12 protein-coding genes are annotated in these 17,917 nt (G+C 68.7%); 10 read left to right on the forward strand and 2 right to left on the reverse strand.

The window, feature by feature from the left end; translation table 11 throughout:
- Positions 1-109: 109 nt before the first annotated feature.
- Positions 110-2,743 carry a transglycosylase domain-containing protein gene (locus tag AC07FT_RS13900; RefSeq protein WP_479176436.1) on the reverse strand — a complete coding sequence of 878 codons (2,634 nt, stop codon included), beginning with the start codon at positions 2,741-2,743 and terminating at the stop codon, positions 110-112.
- 356 nt (positions 2,744-3,099) lie between these two features.
- Here AC07FT_RS13900 and AC07FT_RS13905 point away from each other — a divergent pair, with 356 nt between their 5' ends.
- The 3 genes from AC07FT_RS13905 to AC07FT_RS13915 all read left to right on the forward strand — a co-directional run bounded on the left by AC07FT_RS13905 (position 3,100) and on the right by AC07FT_RS13915 (position 6,359).
- A complete protein-coding gene (locus tag AC07FT_RS13905) occupies positions 3,100-3,810 on the forward strand; it encodes a PadR family transcriptional regulator (protein WP_471191997.1) in 711 nt (236 codons plus the stop codon).
- Positions 3,811-3,860: 50 nt separating this feature from the next.
- Complete coding sequence (locus AC07FT_RS13910) at positions 3,861-4,943, forward strand: inositol-3-phosphate synthase (protein WP_471192000.1); 1,083 nt, start codon at positions 3,861-3,863, stop codon at positions 4,941-4,943.
- Between the two features lie 75 nt (positions 4,944-5,018).
- Positions 5,019-6,359 (forward strand): MFS transporter, encoded by a 1,341-nt coding sequence (locus AC07FT_RS13915; RefSeq protein ID WP_479176437.1) that lies wholly within the window; start codon positions 5,019-5,021, stop codon positions 6,357-6,359.
- A 20-nt stretch (positions 6,360-6,379) separates the two neighbouring features.
- Here the strand turns inward: AC07FT_RS13915 and AC07FT_RS13920 are convergent, their stop codons facing one another.
- On the reverse strand, positions 6,380-7,864 hold the full coding sequence (locus tag AC07FT_RS13920; protein ID WP_479176438.1) for a CCA tRNA nucleotidyltransferase: 1,485 nt from the start codon (positions 7,862-7,864) through the stop codon (positions 6,380-6,382).
- A 190-nt stretch (positions 7,865-8,054) separates the two neighbouring features.
- Between AC07FT_RS13920 and AC07FT_RS13925 the strand changes: the two genes are divergently transcribed.
- From AC07FT_RS13925 to trxA, 7 genes are all read left to right on the forward strand, one after another.
- On the forward strand, positions 8,055-10,481 hold the full coding sequence (locus tag AC07FT_RS13925) for a DUF6049 family protein (protein WP_479176439.1): 2,427 nt from the start codon (positions 8,055-8,057) through the stop codon (positions 10,479-10,481).
- 48 nt (positions 10,482-10,529) lie between these two features.
- On the forward strand, positions 10,530-12,890 hold the full coding sequence (gene murJ, locus AC07FT_RS13930; protein WP_479176440.1) for a murein biosynthesis integral membrane protein MurJ: 2,361 nt from the start codon (positions 10,530-10,532) through the stop codon (positions 12,888-12,890).
- 110 nt (positions 12,891-13,000) lie between these two features.
- Positions 13,001-14,707 carry a protein kinase family protein gene (locus AC07FT_RS13935; protein ID WP_479176441.1) on the forward strand — a complete coding sequence of 569 codons (1,707 nt, stop codon included), beginning with the start codon at positions 13,001-13,003 and terminating at the stop codon, positions 14,705-14,707.
- Positions 14,708-14,723: 16 nt separating this feature from the next.
- Positions 14,724-15,434: an RNA polymerase sigma factor SigM gene (gene sigM, locus AC07FT_RS13940; protein WP_471192017.1), complete on the forward strand. Its 711-nt coding sequence runs from the start codon at positions 14,724-14,726 to the stop codon at positions 15,432-15,434.
- Positions 15,431-16,399, forward strand: coding sequence for an anti-sigma factor (locus tag AC07FT_RS13945; RefSeq protein ID WP_479176442.1), 969 nt, complete (start codon positions 15,431-15,433; stop codon positions 16,397-16,399). The genes sigM and AC07FT_RS13945 overlap by 4 nt, the downstream gene beginning before the upstream one ends.
- A gap of 145 nt (positions 16,400-16,544) precedes the next feature.
- Positions 16,545-17,495 (forward strand): thioredoxin-disulfide reductase, encoded by a 951-nt coding sequence (gene trxB, locus AC07FT_RS13950; protein ID WP_479176443.1) that lies wholly within the window; start codon positions 16,545-16,547, stop codon positions 17,493-17,495.
- A 43-nt stretch (positions 17,496-17,538) separates the two neighbouring features.
- Positions 17,539-17,868, forward strand: a complete 330-nt coding sequence (gene trxA / locus AC07FT_RS13955; protein WP_254752028.1) for a thioredoxin — start codon at positions 17,539-17,541, stop codon at positions 17,866-17,868.
- Positions 17,869-17,917: the final 49 nt, after the last annotated feature.

The raw sequence follows: 17,917 nt of genomic DNA on the forward strand, positions 1-17,917 counted from the left end.
TACCTCCCCGACATCGGCCCTTCCCCCCCTCCCCCCCCCCCCCCCACCCCCCCCCCCCCCCCCCCCCCCCCCCCCCCCCCCGCCGGTTCAGGGGTGTGGACGCGGGAGGTTATTCCTCCCTGCGGTAGCCGGTCGGGCCACCGAAGATGCCGCCGCTGTCGTCCCCTGGTGGTTCCGTGGTCGGCGTGTCCGTGGGGTCGCCCCCCGGACCGCCGCCCGGACCGCCGTTGTTCCCGCCGTTGCCGTTGCCCCCGCTGTCCTCGGTGCACCGGGGGTCCAGCGGATCACAGGTCTCGGTGGGCGACGGTGACTCGGAAGGCGTCTCGGACGGCTTCTCCGAGGGCGTCTCGGACGGCTTCTCCGAAGGTGTCTCGGAGGGCGTCGGAGGCGGCGGGCTCGGGCTCGCGTCGTTGCCGAAGACCTTCTGCCCGATCGGCCCGGGCTCCGGGAAGCTCTTGGCCTTCTTGCCCTTCATCGCCTCGCGCATGTAGTCGGCCCAGATCTCGGCCGGATAGGAGGCGCCGTGGATCGACTCCTGACCGCCCACACCGCGCATGGACAGGAACTTCTGGTTCTTGGCCTTGTCGTTCACCCGCCACATGCCGATGGAAGTGGACAGCTGCGGGGTGTAGCCGGAGAACCACGCCGACTTGTTCTCGTCGGTGGTACCGGTCTTGCCGGCCACGGGACGGCCGATCTGCGCCGAGGTGCCGGTGCCCTTCTGGACGACGTTCTCCAGGACGTCGGTGACGTTGTTCGCCACGTTCGCGTCGAAGGCCTGGGTGACCTTGACGTGGTCCTTGTGGTTGTAGACCTCGCCCTTCTTGTTTTCGATCCGCTCGACCGAGTACGGATCGACCTGCTTGCCGCTGGCCGCGAAGGTGGCGTACGACCCGGCGAGCCGGATGGCGCTGGGCGCGGAGGTGCCCAGGGAGAAGCTGGGTGTGATCTCGGCCAGCTGCTCCTTGCTGAGGCCCGCCTGGAGTGCCGCGTTCCGCACCTTGTCGGTGCCGACGTCCATGCCCAGCTGGATGAAGGGGGTGTTCACCGAGAACTGCATCGCGGTGCGCAGGGTGATGGGCCCCTTGCTCTGGTCACCGTCGTTTCTCTGGTGCCATTCCTTGTTGTGCTTGTCCAGCCAGACTTTCCCGTCGTAATCACGCAGGGTCAGTTTGTTGTCACCGTTGTACACACTGCTCGGTGAGACCTGGGTCCGCTCGGTGGCGGTCTGATCCCTTCCGCCCGCCGGATCCCGCTTTCCGTCGGTCATCGCGGCGGCCAGGACGAAGGGCTTGAAGGTCGACCCCACCTGGACACCGGTGTAGTCGGCGTTGTTGCGGTAGTGCTCCAGCGCGTCCTTGCCGCCGTAGATCGCCATGATCTTGCCCGTCCTGGGCTCCACCGAGGCGCCGCCGAACTGCACGTAGTTGTCGACGTCACGGTCGTCAGGATTGAGGTTCTCCTTGGAGACCTTCTGGACGGCCTTCTTGAGCTGGCCCACCTTCTTGCGGTCGAAGGTGGTGTGGATCTGATACCCGCCCCGGTGCAGCTGCTTACTGCTGATCCCGGTGTTGGCGACGATGTAGTTGTCGGCGAGTTCGGTCAGATACCCGATCTGGCCCTGCTTGTTCGTCGCGATCTGCGGATCACGCGGGGTGGGGAACTTCTTTGCGATGATCCCCTCGGCCTGGCTCTTCGAGATCTTGCCCACCTGGGCCTCACGCCTGAGGATCCAGGCCCAGCGCGCCTTGGCACGCTTGGTGTTGCTGGCCTTGTCGGCGTTGGGGCCGTAGCCGCCGTTCGGGTCGTAGAGGTTCGGACCGTTCAGCGTGGCGGCGAGGAAGGCGGACTCACTGGCCGTGAGCTTCACACAGTCCTTGTCGTAGTAGGCGCGGGCCGCGGCCTGACAGCCGTAGGCACCGCGTCCGTAGTACGCGGTGTTGAGGTAGCCGGCGAGGATTTCGTCCTTCTCCTCGGTGGCTCCCACCTTTATGGAGATGAACAGCTCCCTGACCTTGCGCGTCAGCGTCTGCGACTGGTCCAGGTAGGTGTTCTTGACGAACTGCTGGGTGATCGTCGAACCACTCTGGGTCTCTCCGCCGCGCGCCATGTTCACCACGGCGCGCGCGATGCCCATGGGGTCGACGCCGGAGTCGTCGTAGAAGCTGGCGTTCTCCGCGGAGATCACCGCGTTCTGCATGTCCTTGGGGATCTGGTCCAGCGGAACGATCTGACGGTTGAGGTCACCACCGCCCGAGACCACCATCTGCGAGCCGTCGGCCCAGTAGTACACGTTCTTCTGGGTCTGGGACGCGGCCTGCGCGGTGGGTACCTCCACCAACCACAGACCGATGCCCGCGGCGCCGATCAGCGCCGCGAAGAAGAAGAGGAAGGTGCCCGTCACCAGTTTCCAGGACGGGACCCAGCGCCGGAAGCCCGACTTGCCCGCCCGGGGGTAGTCGATGAAGCGCTTCTTGGCGGGCTGATCGCCGCCCCGGGTGCGGCCCGCGCGGCCCGCACCCGGATCGGGTGCGCGTCTGCGGCCGCCACCACGCTGGGCGGCTCGCCGGGCCTCGGCCCGGCTACCAGTGGGGCGCTCTTCACCGTGCGGGCCGGACCCCGACCCGCTGGTGGCATGGTGCGCCGGTGCTGCGCGACGGCCGGACGACTGCTGTCCGGCTCGCCGGGCCGCTGCTCGTCCGCCGCCCTGGGGCTGCGGCGGCTTGCGACGGTGCTCGCTCATGGAACGACTACTCCTCGGGCAGGCTCAATCGCCTGAAAGCGGCAGGTGGCTTCCGGTCCCCCCGACGTGCGATCCAGCCACGCCAGGCAACCGGACGCACAGCATCCGGGACGAGGACGCATCTCGGCGTCGCATGGTTCCCGTAAGTCTGCATGGCGAACAGAGTACGCACGGTCAAAACCCGCCCACCCGGCATCTTCACTCCATAACCGTCAGATTGAGTCGCACGAATTGATGATGTGACGCCGTTCACCGTGGTCGCTCTTGTCCCACCAGGATCGTGGTTCTATCGTCTAGATGTATCGAGCCGATACATCAGCTCGGCATAGCGACTCAGGAGACAGGGGAGGCAGGACATGAGCAGACGCTCCGGCGTGCTCGAGTTCGCTGTCCTCGGCCTGCTCCGCGAGTCCCCGATGCACGGATACGAGCTGCGGAAACGCCTCAACACCTCGCTCGGGGTGTTCCGTGCGTTCAGCTACGGCAGCCTCTATCCCTGCCTCAAGACTCTGGTCGCCAACGGCTGGTTGATCGAAGAGCCCGGCAGCGCCCCCGACGAAGCCCTCGCGGCGACCCTCGCCGGGCGCAGGGCGAAGATCGTCTACAGGCTGACGGCGGAGGGCAAGGAGCGCTTCGAAGAGTTGCTGGCCCACACCGGGCCGGACGCCTGGGAGGACGAGCACTTCGGTGTTCGCTTCGCCTTCTTCGGCCAGACGTCGCGTGAGGTGCGGATGCGGGTGCTGGAAGGACGGCGCAGCCGTCTGGAGGAGCGTCTGGAGAAGATGCGTGCCTCCCTCTCCCGCACCCGTGAGCGCCTGGACGACTACACCCTCGAGCTGCAACGGCACGGGATGGAGTCGGTGGAGCGCGAGGTCCGCTGGCTGAACGAGCTGATCGAGAGCGAGCGGGCCGGGCGCGAACAGCGCAGCGGTACCGCCGGGCAGGACCGGACACCGGAGCAAGGGCCGGGCCGGGCGCCACATCAGGACCAGTCACCAGATACGGGCGGCCTGCCCCGGCACCGGGGTGGTTCCCGGCCGGATCCGTCCGATGACACCGCCATATGAGGTCCCGCAATCCGCAGGGCTTCATCCAGTACACACAGGGAGCAACCGGAATGGGTTCGGTTCGTGTAGCCATCGTCGGCGTGGGCAACTGCGCCGCCTCGCTGGTGCAGGGCGTCGAGTACTACAAGGACGCCGACCCGGACGCCCGCGTGCCGGGTCTGATGCACGTGCAGTTCGGCGACTACCACGTCCGTGACGTGGAGTTCGTGGCCGCGTTCGACGTGGACGCGAAGAAGGTCGGCCTCGACGTCGCCGACGCCATCGGCGCCAGCGAGAACAACACCATCAAGATCTGCGACGTGCCGTCCACCGGCGTCACCGTCCAGCGCGGTCACACCCTCGACGGTCTGGGCAAGTACTACCGCCAGACCATCGACGAGTCCGACGAGACCCCCGTCGACGTCGTCCAGGTCCTCAAGGACAAGCAGGTCGACGTTCTGGTCTGCTACCTGCCCGTGGGCTCCGAGGCCGCCGCGAAGTTCTACGCGCAGTGCGCCATCGACGCCAAGGTCGCCTTCGTCAACGCGCTCCCGGTCTTCATCGCCGGCACCAAGGAGTGGGCGGACAAGTTCACCGAGGCCGGCGTTCCGATCGTCGGTGACGACATCAAGTCGCAGGTCGGCGCGACCATCACGCACCGTGTGATGGCCAAGCTGTTCGAGGACCGGGGCGTCATCCTGGACCGCACCATGCAGCTGAACGTCGGCGGCAACATGGACTTCAAGAACATGCTCGAGCGCGAGCGCCTGGAGTCCAAGAAGATCTCCAAGACCCAGGCCGTCACCTCCCAGATCCCCGATCGGGACCTGGGCGAGGACAACGTGCACATCGGCCCGTCCGACTACGTGGCCTGGCTGGACGACCGCAAGTGGGCGTACGTCCGCCTCGAGGGCCGCGCCTTCGGTGACGTCCCGCTGAACCTGGAGTACAAGCTCGAGGTCTGGGACTCCCCGAACTCCGCCGGTGTCATCATCGACGCCCTGCGCGCCGCGAAGATCGCCAAGGACCGGGGCATCGGCGGCCCGATCCTCTCCGCCTCCTCGTACTTCATGAAGTCGCCGCCCGTGCAGTACTTCGACGACGAGGCCCGCGCCAACGTGGAGAAGTTCATCAAGGGTGAGGTCGAGCGCTAAGACCGTGCTCGCCGCATGATCACGGGCCTCCGGGTAATACACCCGGAGGCCCGTGTCGTGTGTGAAGGTGGCGTCATGCCTGTTGTGCGTGATCTCCGCGTACTGCTGCAACTCCGCGACTTCCGCCACCTCCTGGCCGTCCGTCTGCTGTCCCAGTCGGCCGACGGCGTCTACCAGATCGCGCTGGCCACCTATGTGGTCTTCTCCCCCGAGAAGGAGACCTCCGCCGCCGCCATCGCCTCCGCCATGGCGGTGCTGCTGCTCCCCTACTCCCTCCTCGGCCCGTTCGCCGGTGTGCTGCTGGACCGCTGGCGCCGTCGGCAGGTCCTGCTCTACGGCAACCTGCTGCGCTCCGGACTGGCCGCCGGAACCGCCGTTCTGGTGCTCGCCCAGGTGCCGGACTCGGTCTTCTACGTCTCCGCCCTCTCCGTGACGGCGGTGAACCGCTTCGTCCTGGCGGGGCTCTCGGCCGCGCTGCCGCGGGTGGTGGACACACCGGAGCGACTGGTGATGGCCAACTCCTTGTCACCGACCGCGGGAACCCTGGCCGCCACCCTGGGTGGCATGGTGGCGCTCGTCCTCCGCCTGTCGGGCCCGGGCGGCTCCTCGTCGGACGCACTGGTCGTCCTGCTGGGCGCCACTCTCTACCTCGCCGCGGGGCTCACGGCGCTCGTGATGCCGCTCGATCTGCTCGGCCCCGACCCGGCGGTGCTCCAGCCACGGCTCCGCGCCGCGCTGCTGAGTACGGCTCAGGGCCTGGTAGCGGGGGTGCGGCATCTGCTCAAGCGCCGGGATCCGACCCTGGCGCTGACCGCGATGACGCTGATGCGCTTCTGCTACGGCGCGCTCACGGTGATGGTGCTGATGCTCTGCCGCCATGAGTGGGCCGGCACCGAGGCCGACGGACTGGCCCTGCTCGGTCTGGCGGTCGGTGTCTCCGGAGCGGGCTTCTTCGCGGCCGCGCTGATCACTCCCTGGGCGGTGGGCCGCCTCAGCAGCGTCGGCGTTCACTCCCGCACGGATGGCCAGCTTTCCTGGATCATGGTGTGCGCGGCGGCCGCCGCCCTGCTGGAACCCGGGCTGGGGCTGCCCTTCGAGCCCGCCCCGATGCTCGTCGCCGCCTTCGTCCTCGGACTCACCACCCAGGGAGCGAAGATCGCCACCGACACCGTGGTGCAGTCATCCATCGACGATGACTTCCGCGGCCGGGTCTTCTCCCTCTATGACGTCCTGTTCAACGTCGCCTTCGTGGGCGCCGCGGGAGTCGCCGCCGTCATGCTGCCGCCCGACGGGGTCTCGTCGCTCCTGGTGATCTGTGTGGCGCTGCTCTACGCGATCACCGCGACCCTGGTCCTGTTTCACGTGAAACAGGACCAGGAGGAGGCGAAGCGGCGCGATGTTTCACGTGAAACGTAGCCACGCCACCGACGCCGGCCCTATGACTGGGCCGTCCACCACTCCTTGAGTGCCGCGACGGCGTCATCCCGCTCCATGGGGCCGTTCTCCAGCCGGAGCTCCAGCAGGTGCTTGTACGCCTTGCCGACCTCCGGACCCGGGGCGATACCGAGGACCTTCATGATCTCGTTGCCATCCAGGTCCGGGCGGATGGCATCCAGCTCCTCCTGCTCCTGGAGGCGGGCGATGCGCTCCTCCAGCCCGTCGTACGCACGCGAAAGCGCCGATGCCTTGCGCTTGTTGCGCGTGGTGCAGTCCGAGCGGGTGAGCTTGTGCAGCCGGTCCAGCAGCGGTCCCGCGTCGCGTACATAGCGACGCACCGCGGAGTCGGTCCACTCGCCCGTGCCATAGCCGTGGAAGCGCAGATGAAGTTCCACCAGACGCGAGACGTCCTTCACCATCTCGTTGGAGTACTTCAGCTTGGTCATCCGCGACTTGGTCATCTTGGCGCCCACCACCTCGTGGTGGTGGAAGGAGACCCGGCCGTCCTTCTCAAACCGGCGCGTCCGCGGCTTGCCGATGTCATGCAGCAGGGCCGCCAGCCGCAGCACCAGGTCCGGTCCGCTCTCCTCCAGATCGATGGCCTGCTCCAGCACGGTCAGCGAGTGCTCGTAGACGTCCTTGTGCCGGTGATGCTCATCACGCTCCAGCTGCAGCGCCGGGATCTCCGGCACAACACAGTCGGCGAGCCCGGTGTCGACGAGCAGCCGCAGCCCCTGGCGGGGGTGAGCACCGAGGACCAGCTTGTTGAGCTCCTCACGCACCCGCTCGGCCGAGACGATCTCGATACGGCCCGCCATGGAGGTCATGGCGGCGATGACGTCGGGGGCGACCTCGAAGCCCAGCTGGGCGGCGAACCGCGCGGCACGCATCATCCGCAGCGGATCGTCGGAGAAGGACTCCTCGGGCGTCCCCGGCGTACGCAGCACCCGGGCCGCCAGGTCCTCCAGACCGTTGTGCGGGTCGATGAACTCCTTCTGCGGAAGAGCCACCGCCATCGCGTTCACGGTGAAGTCCCGGCGGACCAGATCGTCCTCGATGGAGTCGCCGTAGGACACCTCGGGCTTCCGGGATGTCCGGTCATAGGCTTCTGACCGGTACGTCGTGATTTCAATCTGGAAGCTCTGCTGTGTCCCGTTTTCGGCAGGACCGTCCTTGCGGCAGCCGACCGTACCGAAGGCGATACCGACTTCCCAGAGGGCGTCCGCCCAGGGACGGACGATCTTCAGCACGTCATCGGGCCGGGCATCCGTCGTGAAGTCCAGGTCATTGCCGAGGCGGCCGAGCAGCGCGTCCCGTACCGAGCCCCCGACGAGGGCCAGCCGGAAACCGGCCTGCTCGAACCGGCGGGCGAGATCGTCAGCGACGGGAGAAACCCTCAGCAATTCGGCCACGGCACGGCGCTGCACCTGGCTGAGCTCATTGGTCGACTGCGGGGATCGGCTGTCATTGTTGGCGTTCGGCACAACAGCACAGGGTACGTGGCCGCACGCCACGGGGCCTCCACGTTGATCGGCGTTGATCGGCGCAACCGATCCCGTAACGATCTTGTGGAGCTCTCCACCGCACTTCGCCACAGCGGGCATCGTTACCATTCCGTGGACGCACATTGCGACGACCACTGACGACCACTGACGAAGAGGGACGGGCAAGCGCGTGGCCGATGCGGCAGACCTCCGGGGGAACACTTCCGCTCGTGCCCGTCGATGGCTGCGGCACACGGCGGCATGGCTCGCGGCCGTGCCGGTGCTCGCGGGCGGAACACAGCTCCCCGCGGCGCCCACCGCCTACGCGGCCCCGGCGGAGCACACGGCCCGGACGACCCAGGCGGTCTCCGCGGCACCATCCGAGAGCAAAGTCACCCGCTCACGTTCCGTGGACGTCGCCATCACGTCGATGACACCCACCGCACCGAAGAAGGGCGACACGGTCACGGTCGATGGAACCGTGACGAATGGCACTAAAACGGCCATCTCCGGTGCGCATGTCGGCCTGCGGACCGGTTCGCCGCTCAACGGCCGCAACGCGATCGACAGCGCCGCCAGAAGCACCAGCTACTCCCCGGCCACGGACGGCGCCGAGATCGGCGGCAAGTACACCAAGAAGATCGGAAAGCTGGCGGCCGGTGCCAGCCGTGACTTCTCGCTCTCCATACCGGTGGACAAGCTGAACCTCGGCCAGGACGGCGTCTACCCGCTCGGAGTCTCCCTCAGCGGACAGACCCAGAACCGGCCCTGGCCGCAGGTGCTGGGGATCCAGCGCACCTTCCTCCCCTGGCAGACCAGCCCGGCGGACAAGAAGTCACAGCTCACCTTTCTGTGGCCGCTCATCTCCTCCACCCATATGACTCCTCGTACGGAGAACGACGAGGACCGCACCCCCATCTTCCGCGATGACAGCCTCGTCAAGGAGCTCTCTCCGGGCGGCCGGCTGCAGCAGATGGTGACGCTGGGGAAGAGTCTCCCCGTCACCTGGCTGATCGACCCCGATCTGATCGCCACGGTCGAGTCGATGACCAAGGGGTACGAGGTGCAGGGCCCCAAGGGCGCGGACGACGACACCACCCCGGGCCGCGGAGAGGCCGTCGCCAAGCAGTGGCTCGACGACCTCCAGAAGGCCGTGGAGAACCACCAGGTGGTCGCGCTCCCCTTCGCCGACCCCGACCTCGCCTCCGTCGCCCACCGCGGCAAGAACTACGGCGCGCTCCGCCACCTCCAGGACGCCACCGAGCTCGCCTCCAGCACCCTGCAGACCGTGCTCGGCGTGAAGCCCCGCACCGACTTCGCCTGGCCGGTGGACGGAGCGGTCGACTCCTCCGTCGTGGATGTCGCCACCTCCGCGGGCGCGCACAACGTGATCGCCCGCAGCGACAGCTTCCGGGAGACCGGCGGGCTCTCCTACACCCCGACCGCGGCCCGTCAGATCGGCGGCGGCAACACCGCGGTGGTCGCCGACGCACGGCTCTCCACCGCGTTCACCGGCGACATGTCCACGCCGGAGAACTCCACACTCGCCATCCAGCGGTTCCTGGCCCAGAGCCAGATGATCAACCTCCAGGATCCGGACAAGCAGCGCAGCATCGTCGTCGCACCGCAGCGGATGCCCACCGCCAGCCAGGCGCAGGCCATGGCGGCGGCGCTGAAGGGCCTTCCCGGGCAGTGGAGCGAGCCGCTCGACCTGGGCCGGGCCGCCCAGGCCAAGCCCGACCCGAACGCCACCCAGCGGGTGCCCGGCGCAGCCGCGTACCCCCAGGCGCTGCGCAAGCAGGAGCTGCCCGCCAAGGCGTTCGAGGGCATCCAGAAGACCCAGGCGACCCTCGACAGGTTCGAGCGGATCCTCACCGCGAAGAACCGGGTGGCCCCACCGTTCGGCAACGCGATCCGGCGCGACATGTCCACTTCCTGGCGGGGCGAAGCTCAGAAGGCGGCCGGTTTCCGCCATGGTGTCGCGAGCTATCTGCAAGGCCTCACCAAGAAGGTGCGCCTGGTACCGAAGTCGAACATGACGCTGTCCGGGCGGAGCGCCACCATCCCGGTGACCGTGCAGAACAACCTGCTGCAGGGAGTCGAGCTGCGGCTGGTCCTCACCTCACAGCAGGACAACCGGCTGAGGGTCGGCGATCCGCAGGTCGTCAGCGTGGAGGGCGGCCACAGCCAGTCCGTGAAGATGGGCACCACGGCGAACGCGAACGGACCGGTGTGGGTCACAGCACAGCTGGAGACCCCGGACGGCCAGCCGTACGGCGACAAGGTGAGGTTCCAGGTGAATGTCACCGAGATCACCTCGACCGTCATCCTCGTGATCGCGGGCGGTGTACTGCTGCTGGTCCTCGCCGGCATCCGGATCTACGTCCAGCGCAAGCGCTCCGCCGCGGGCGATGAGGACAAGACGGACACGGAGCCGGGCGCCGAGGACGCGGACGGCACCGATGACGCCGAGGGCGCCGCGGAGTCCGGGAGCGAAGAGACCGGGAAATGTGACGCGTTCCACGCTCTCGTGCCCGAGCAGCCGAGTGACCCGGCGTCGGACACCGGATCGCAAAGCGCTGACCCGTCCGGCTCGGGTGAGAAAGTGGAGCATTGAGCAATGCCCGGGCCGGCCGGCCGCAGCGGACGATGAGGTGGGGTAGCGATGAACGCGCCATATGACGGTGATGGCCAGGGGCCGCCACCGCCACAGCCGTCCCCGCACACTCCCCACGACCCGTACGGACCGGAGCCGCACCAGAGCGATCCGTATCTGGGCGACGCCCAGGCACCCGCGGCCGACCCCCGCCAGGCGTACGGGCAGCCGCACTACACGCAGGATCCGTACCTCCAGGACCCGTACGTCACCGGCACCTACACGCCCTACCCCTACGCGTCGGCGCCGCAGGACGGCTACGGCCATGATCCGCTGACGGATCCGCTGTACGACCGGGCCGCGCCCCCGCAGGGCGGCCATCCACAGCAGCACTACCCCCAGCAGGCAGCAGCGCCGCGGGGCCACGACCCGCATGCCTGGCCGCCGGCCGCCGGGCAGGCACCCGCCGGCCCCCCGCAGGCGCAGTACGCCGACCCCGCCGCCCAGGGATACCCGGACGCGGGCGGCGGCTACGGGGCGGGGGAGCAGCCCCAGCAGGACGCCTTCGCGCATCTCTACCGCGATCAGCAGCCGTACGAGCCCCGCCGCTCCCCGGGCCTTCCACAGAGCCCCCAGGGCTATCCGCAGCCGCCTTCCCAGAGTCAGGCCCCGGTGCCCGGTCCCGCGCGGCCCGAACCCCCTTCCGGGCCCGCGTCGGCCGCCGCACCGACGGTGGCCGCACCGGTGATCACCGAGCCGCCCGCCGAGGAGCCGCCCGCCAAGCGCTCCGGCGGCCGCGCGTCGAGCCTGCTCCAGTCCAGCGCGCTGATGGCCGCCGGAACCCTGGTCTCCCGGCTGACCGGCTTCGTCCGGCAGATGGTGATCATCGCGGCCCTCGGCGCCGCGACCCTCGGTGACACCTACGCCGTCGCCTACACCCTGCCGACGATGATCTACATCCTCACCATCGGCGGCGGTCTGAACTCGGTGTTCGTCCCGCAGCTCGTCCGTGCCATGAAAGAGGACGACGACGGCGGCATCGCCTACGCCAACCGACTGCTCACCCTGGTGATGGTGGTCCTCGGCGTCCTCGTGGCCGTGGCCGTGTTCGCCGCCCCGCTGCTGGTCCGCATGATGTCGGCGGACATCGCCGAGAACCCCCCGGCCAACGAGGTCGCGGTCACCTTCGCCCGCTACTGCCTTCCCACGATCTTCTTCATGGGCGTCCACGTGGTCGTCGGGCAGATCCTCAACGCCCGTGGCCGTTTCGGCGCGATGATGTGGACCCCGGTCCTGAACAACATCGTCATAATCTTCACCTTCGGCCTGTTCATCTACGTGTTCGGCACTGCCAGCAGCTCGAAGATGGAAGTCAGGACGATCACGCCGGAGGGCATCCAGCTGCTCGGCGTCGGCACCCTCCTCGGACTGGTCGTCCAGTCGCTCGCGATGTTCCCCTATCTGCGCGCCTCGGGCTTCCGGTTCCGGCCGCGCTTCGACTGGCGGGGACACGGCCTCGGCAAGGCCGCCAAGCTGGCCAAGTGGACCGTCATGTTCGTCCTCGCCAACCAGGTGGGCGTCGTCGTGGTGACCCAGCTGGCCACCTGGGCCGGATCCAAGGCCGACAACCAGGGCTTCCCCGGTACCGGCTACCTGGGCTACTCCAGCGCGCAGCTCATCTGGGGCATGCCCCAGGCGATCATCACCGTCTCGGTGATGGCCGCCCTGCTGCCCCGGATCTCCCGCGCGGCCGCCGACGGGGACGCGGGCGCGGTCCGCGACGACATCTCGCAGGGCCTGCGCACCTCCGCCGTCGCCATCGTGCCCATCGCCTTCGCGTTCGTGGCGCTCGGCATCCCCATGTGCACGCTGCTGTTCGGCGCCTCCGGCACCGAGGCGGCCCAGTCCATGGGCTACATGCTGATGGCCTTCGGCCTCGGCCTGATCCCCTTCTCGGTGCAGTACGTGGTCCTCCGCGGCTTCTACGCCTACGAGGACACCCGCACCCCCTTCTACAACACGGTGATCATCGCCGCCGTGAACGCCGCCGCCTCCGCGCTGTGCTTCGTGGTGCTGCCCGCCCGCTGGGCCGTCGTCGGAATGGCCGCCGCCTATGGGCTGGCCTACACGATCGGCGTAGGCGTGGCGTGGAAGCGTCTGCGCGTCCGTCTGGGCGGTGATCTCAACGGTCGCCACGTCGTGCGCACCTACACCCGTCTCGTGGGCGCCAGCGTCCCCGCCGCCCTTCTCGGCGGCGGCGCGGCCTACGCCATCACCCAGTCGGTCGGCTCCGGCCTCATGGGCTCCCTAGCGTCCCTGACGGGCGGCGGTCTCGTTCTTATCGCGGTCTTCTACATTGCGGCGAAACGGATGCGGATCGAAGAGCTGACGGCCATGGTCGGTATGGTGCGCGGACGACTCGGTCGCTGATCATTGAGCACAACCATCGTCCGCCATCGCGTGTCGTGCATAGCGGCGGACTGTGGGCACAATTGTCTTGGCTCGGACCAGGCGCAACGGATGGGGAGGCAGGAACGACGGTGGCGGAACGGAGCACGGCTGCCGTCGACGTGGCCGACAGCGGTGATGAGGAGCCGCTGACCGCCGAGGCGGGTAAGGCCACGGCCGACGGGGCGGGGACGGAAGAGAAGGCCGGCCGGGACACGGAGGCCGCGGGATCAGCCCGGGAGACGGGCACCGCGGCCGACGCGAACCCGCCCGAATTGCACAGCGGTCACAAACTCGCCAGACGCTACCGTCTGGAGGAGTGCGTCACCCGTCTGGACGGATTCAGCAGTTGGCGTGCGGTGGACGAAAAGCTGCGCCGCGCCGTCGGCGTGCACGTCCTCCCGGCCGACCATCCGCGGGCCCGCCCGGTCCTCGCCGCCGCGCGTTCGGCGGCGCTCCTCGGCGACCCCCGATTCGTCCAGGTCCTCGACGCCGTCGAGGAGAACGACCTGGTCTACGTCGTCCACGAATGGCTTCCCGACGCCACCGAGCTCACCACCGTGCTGGCGTCCGGGCCGCTGGAGCCGCACGACGCCTACCAGTTGGTCAGCCAGGTCTCGCAGGCGATGGCCGCCGCCCACCGCGAGGGGCTGGCCCATCTGCGCCTCAACCCCGGCTCCGTGCTGCGCACGGAATCCGGTCAGTACCGGATCCGCGGCCTGGCCGTGCTGGCCGCCCTGCGCGGCATCAGCACGGAACACCCCCAGCGCACCGACACCGAGGCCATCGGCGCCCTGCTGTACGCAGGGCTCACCCAGCGCTGGCCCTACGAGAGGGACGCCCACGGACTTTCCGGGCTGCCCAAGGGCATGGGGCTCATCGCCCCCGACCAGGTCCGCGCCGGAGTCCACCGCGGGCTCTCCGAGCTCGCGATGCGCGCACTGGTCAACGACGGTGCCACCGCGTCCCGTCAGGACCAGCCCTGCACCACCCCCGAGGAGTTGGCGAAGGCCGTCTCGGCGATGCCGCGCATCCGGCCGCCCGAGCCCGCCTTCACACCCACTCCGGCCTATCAGCGCACCACGTACCAGCAGGGCGGCTACGGCCAGCCGCCGTCGCGCGGCGGTGCCGCACGCACCATCGCGCCCGCTCCCGTGCCTCCGCCGCCCCCGTTGCAGACCCGCACCGGCAAGGCGCTCAAGTGGGCCGTCTCCGCACTGCTCATCGCGGCCCTGGGCCTGGGCAGCTGGCAGCTGGCCGACACCCTCCTGAAGGACGAGAACAAGTCCGACCCGGGCAAGTCCACCAGTGAGAAGGACGACGACAAGGCCCCGAAGGTTGCCACCAAGCCGATCACCATTCAGAAGGCGATGGAGTTCGGCCCCTCGATGAAGCCCGACACGGTGAGACTGGCCGCGGACGGCGATCCCAGCACTGCCTGGGTGACCCGGGAGTTCTGGAACTACCCGAACTTCGGCAACCTGAGCGAATACGCGGACGGAAGCGGCATCGTCGTCGACCTCGGCAGCGTCAAGAAGGTCTCCGATGTCGATGTCACCTTCCACGGATCCGGCCACGAGGTCGAGATCCTCGCCGCGGCCAAGGACGCGTCGGACGTGAGCACCCTCAGCGCCTTCTCCCAGAAGATCTCGTCTTCGAAGAACGCGGGCGGTCAGCTTTCCGTCTCACTCGACAAGCCCGTGCAGACGCGATACGTACTGGTCCACATCAAGAAGCTGCCGGCGACCAGTCCGGATCGCTACCGTGGCGGGATCTCGGAGATCAAGCTCAAGGGCTGACGCCGGTCGGCCCGTCATGAGGGGAGGAGGCTCGACGTTGGACGACGCCACCATCGGCGAGGCGAGCGACGCCGAGCTCCTCGCCCTGCATGTGAAGGGCGATCCGGACGCCTTCGGCGAGATAGTGCGGCGCCACCGCGACAGACTCTGGGCGGTGGCGCTGCGCACGCTCGGCGACCGTGAGGAAGCCGCCGACGCGGTCCAGGACGCGCTCGTCTCCGCCTACCGTGCCGCCCATACCTTCCGCGGCCAGTCCGCCGTCACCACCTGGCTCCACCGCATCACGGTCAACGCCTGTCTGGACCGGGCCCGTAAGGCGGCCTCCCGCCGCACCTCCCCGGTCGCCGAGACCGACCGGCTGGAGCAACTCCTCGAGCCGCATGAGTCGGCCGCCGCCCCCGCCGAGCGCGGCGATCTCCACCGCGAACTCCTCCAGGCACTGCGCACCCTCCCCGCCGAGCAGCGCGCCGCGCTCGTACTCGTCGACATGCAGGGATATCCCGTCGCGGAGGCTGCGGCGGTCCTGGAAGTCCCCACCGGTACGGTGAAAAGCCGCTGCGCCCGGGGACGTGCCCGACTCCTCCCCCTGCTGTCGCATCTCCACCCCAATGGGAGGGGTAGTACCTCTTCGGGCGGGGGAAGGAACCGGACGCAGGGGACGTCCGTCCCACCGACGGCAGGACCGAATGACACAGATGCCGTGAAGGGCGGAGGTGGGCGAGCGTGACATCCTCGACGGACACGGACGAGCACCCGGACGTCGCGGAGATCTCCGCGCTCACCGAGGGACAGCTCTCCCCGACCCGGACCGTCGATGTGCGCACTCACCTCGCGAGCTGTGCGCTGTGCGCCGATGTGCGGTCCTCCCTCGACGAGATCCGCTCACTGCTCGGCACCCTCCCCGGCCCCGTGCAGATGCCCGCCGATATCGCGGGCCGTATCGACGCGGCGCTCGCCGCCGAAGCGCTTCTGGACGCGACCACTCCTGAGATCACGGATCCTGAGACCACGGGGAACCGCGCGGAAGTTTCACGTGAAACTCCGGAGCCCTCGCCCGATCGCGTTTCACGTGAAACGGCCGAGGAGACCGATCACGCGGCGGGGGCGCTCAAGCCTTCCGTCACCGCCGACCGGCCCGCCGGGCGAGCGCGGGGCACCATCGGTCCGGGCCGCGGGTCCTCCCGTCCCGGCACCCGCTCCGGTCGCGCCCGCCGCTGGCAGAGGGTTCTCCTCGGCTCCGCTTGTGCCGCCGCCGTCATCGGTCTGGGCACGTTCTTCGTCCAGGAAGCCACCTCGGGCGGCGACAGCGACACTCCCAGCGCCTCACAGAACTCCACCGAGGGCAGGGACACCGTGTCGGCCGGGACGCTCAAGGACCGGGTCCATGAGATGCTCACCGACCGTAAGGCCACCGCCTCGCCCGGTGTGGCTTCCAAGGACACACCCGACGTGCCGCTCCGCGCACAGGACCCGAAGGTCCCGTCCTGCGTCCAGAAGGGCATCGGCCGCACCGGGCCGGCGCTTGCCGCCCAGCAGGACACCTACGACGGCAAGGCCGCCTACATCGTCGTGCTGCCGCACCCCTCCGACAGCTCGCGGGTCGACGCCTTCGTGATCGACGCGTCCTGCGTCTCCTCCGCCCCGTCCTCCACCGGGAAGCTCCTGGAGACGCGCACCTACCCGCGGAGCTGAGGTACGGCGCACACAGGCCCCGCCTGACGCCGTCCGGGAATGCCGGACCCGTAGGATCCGTTGGGTGGGGTGGCAGCGTTTTCCGGAGAATCCGGGGCCGCCGCCCAGTCAGCAGTGGCAGTCGGCAGAGACAAGGAAGACATCCGTGAGCGACGTCCGCAACGTGATCATCATCGGTTCCGGGCCCGCCGGCTATACGGCCGCGCTCTACACCGCCCGCGCTTCCTTGAAGCCGCTGGTCTTCGAAGGCTCCGTAACCGCTGGTGGTGCTCTCATGAACACCACCGACGTGGAGAACTTCCCCGGTTTCCGCGAGGGGATCATGGGCCCGGACCTCATGGACAACATGCGGGCCCAGGCCGAGCGCTTCGGCGCCGAGCTCATCCCGGACGACGTGGCCGCGGTGGACCTCAGCGAGGACATCAAGACCGTCACCGACTCGGCAGGCACCATCCACCGTGCCAAGGCGGTCATCGTGACCACCGGCTCCCAGCACCGCAAGCTGGGTCTGCCCCGTGAGGACGAGCTCTCCGGCCGTGGTGTCTCGTGGTGCGCCACCTGTGACGGCTTCTTCTTCAAGGATCAGGACATCGCCGTGATCGGCGGCGGCGACACCGCGATGGAGGAGGCGACCTTCCTGTCGCGCTTCGCCAAGTCGGTCACCGTCGTCCACCGCCGGGACAGCCTCCGCGCCAGCAAGGCGATGCAGGAGCGCGCCTTCGCCGACTCGAAGATCTCGTTCATCTGGGACAGCGCGGTCACCGAGATCCACGGTGACGGCAAGCTCTCCGGTCTGACCCTCCAGGACGTCAAGACCGGTGAGACCTCCCAGCTGCCGGTGACCGGGCTGTTCATCGCGATCGGCCACGACCCGCGCACCGAGCTGTTCAAGGGCCAGCTGAACCTGGACGACGAGGGCTACCTCAAGGTGGAGTCCCCCTCGACCCGGACGAACCTCACCGGGGTCTTCGCCGCGGGCGATGTCGTGGACCACACCTACCGCCAGGCGATCACCGCGGCGGGCACCGGCTGTGCCGCCGCTCTGGACGCCGAGCGGTACCTCGCCGCCCTGGGCGACGGCGACGCCACCGTCTGACTGCGCTTCCCACCCCCTGCACCAACCCACTAAGGAGATAGCCATGGCCGGTGCCACGGTCACCGTGACGGACGCCAACTTCGAGGAGACCGTCCTCAAGAGCGACAAGCCGGTACTCGTCGACTTCTGGGCCGCCTGGTGCGGTCCGTGCCGTCAGATCGCCCCGTCCCTGGAGGCGATCGCGGCCGAGCACGCCGACAAGATCGTCATTGCCAAGCTGAACATTGACGAGAACCCGGCCACCGCCGCCAAGTACGGCGTGATGTCGATCCCGACGCTCAATGTCTACCAGGGCGGCGAGGTCGCCAAGACCATCGTCGGCGCCAAGCCGAAGGCCGCGATCGAGCGCGACCTGGCTGACTTCATCGGCTGAGCGCACAGCTACCAAGCGAAGGGGCCGCCCCGGAGGGCGGCCCCTTCGT

The sequence above is a fragment of the Streptomyces sp. NPDC045899 genome, from assembly GCF_056431485.1.

Coding starts and splice junctions, on each gene's coding strand:
- AC07FT_RS13900 (WP_479176436.1), bottom strand. CDS start 2,743: ATGAGCGAGCACCGTCGCAAGCCGCCGCAGCCCCAGGGCGGCGGACGA.
- AC07FT_RS13905 (WP_471191997.1), top strand. CDS start 3,100: ATGAGCAGACGCTCCGGCGTGCTCGAGTTCGCTGTCCTCGGCCTGCTC.
- AC07FT_RS13910 (WP_471192000.1), top strand. CDS start 3,861: ATGGGTTCGGTTCGTGTAGCCATCGTCGGCGTGGGCAACTGCGCCGCC.
- AC07FT_RS13915 (WP_479176437.1), top strand. CDS start 5,019: ATGCCTGTTGTGCGTGATCTCCGCGTACTGCTGCAACTCCGCGACTTC.
- murJ (WP_479176440.1), top strand. CDS start 10,530: ATGAACGCGCCATATGACGGTGATGGCCAGGGGCCGCCACCGCCACAG.
- sigM (WP_471192017.1), top strand. CDS start 14,724: ATGAGGGGAGGAGGCTCGACGTTGGACGACGCCACCATCGGCGAGGCG.
- trxA (WP_254752028.1), top strand. CDS start 17,539: ATGGCCGGTGCCACGGTCACCGTGACGGACGCCAACTTCGAGGAGACC.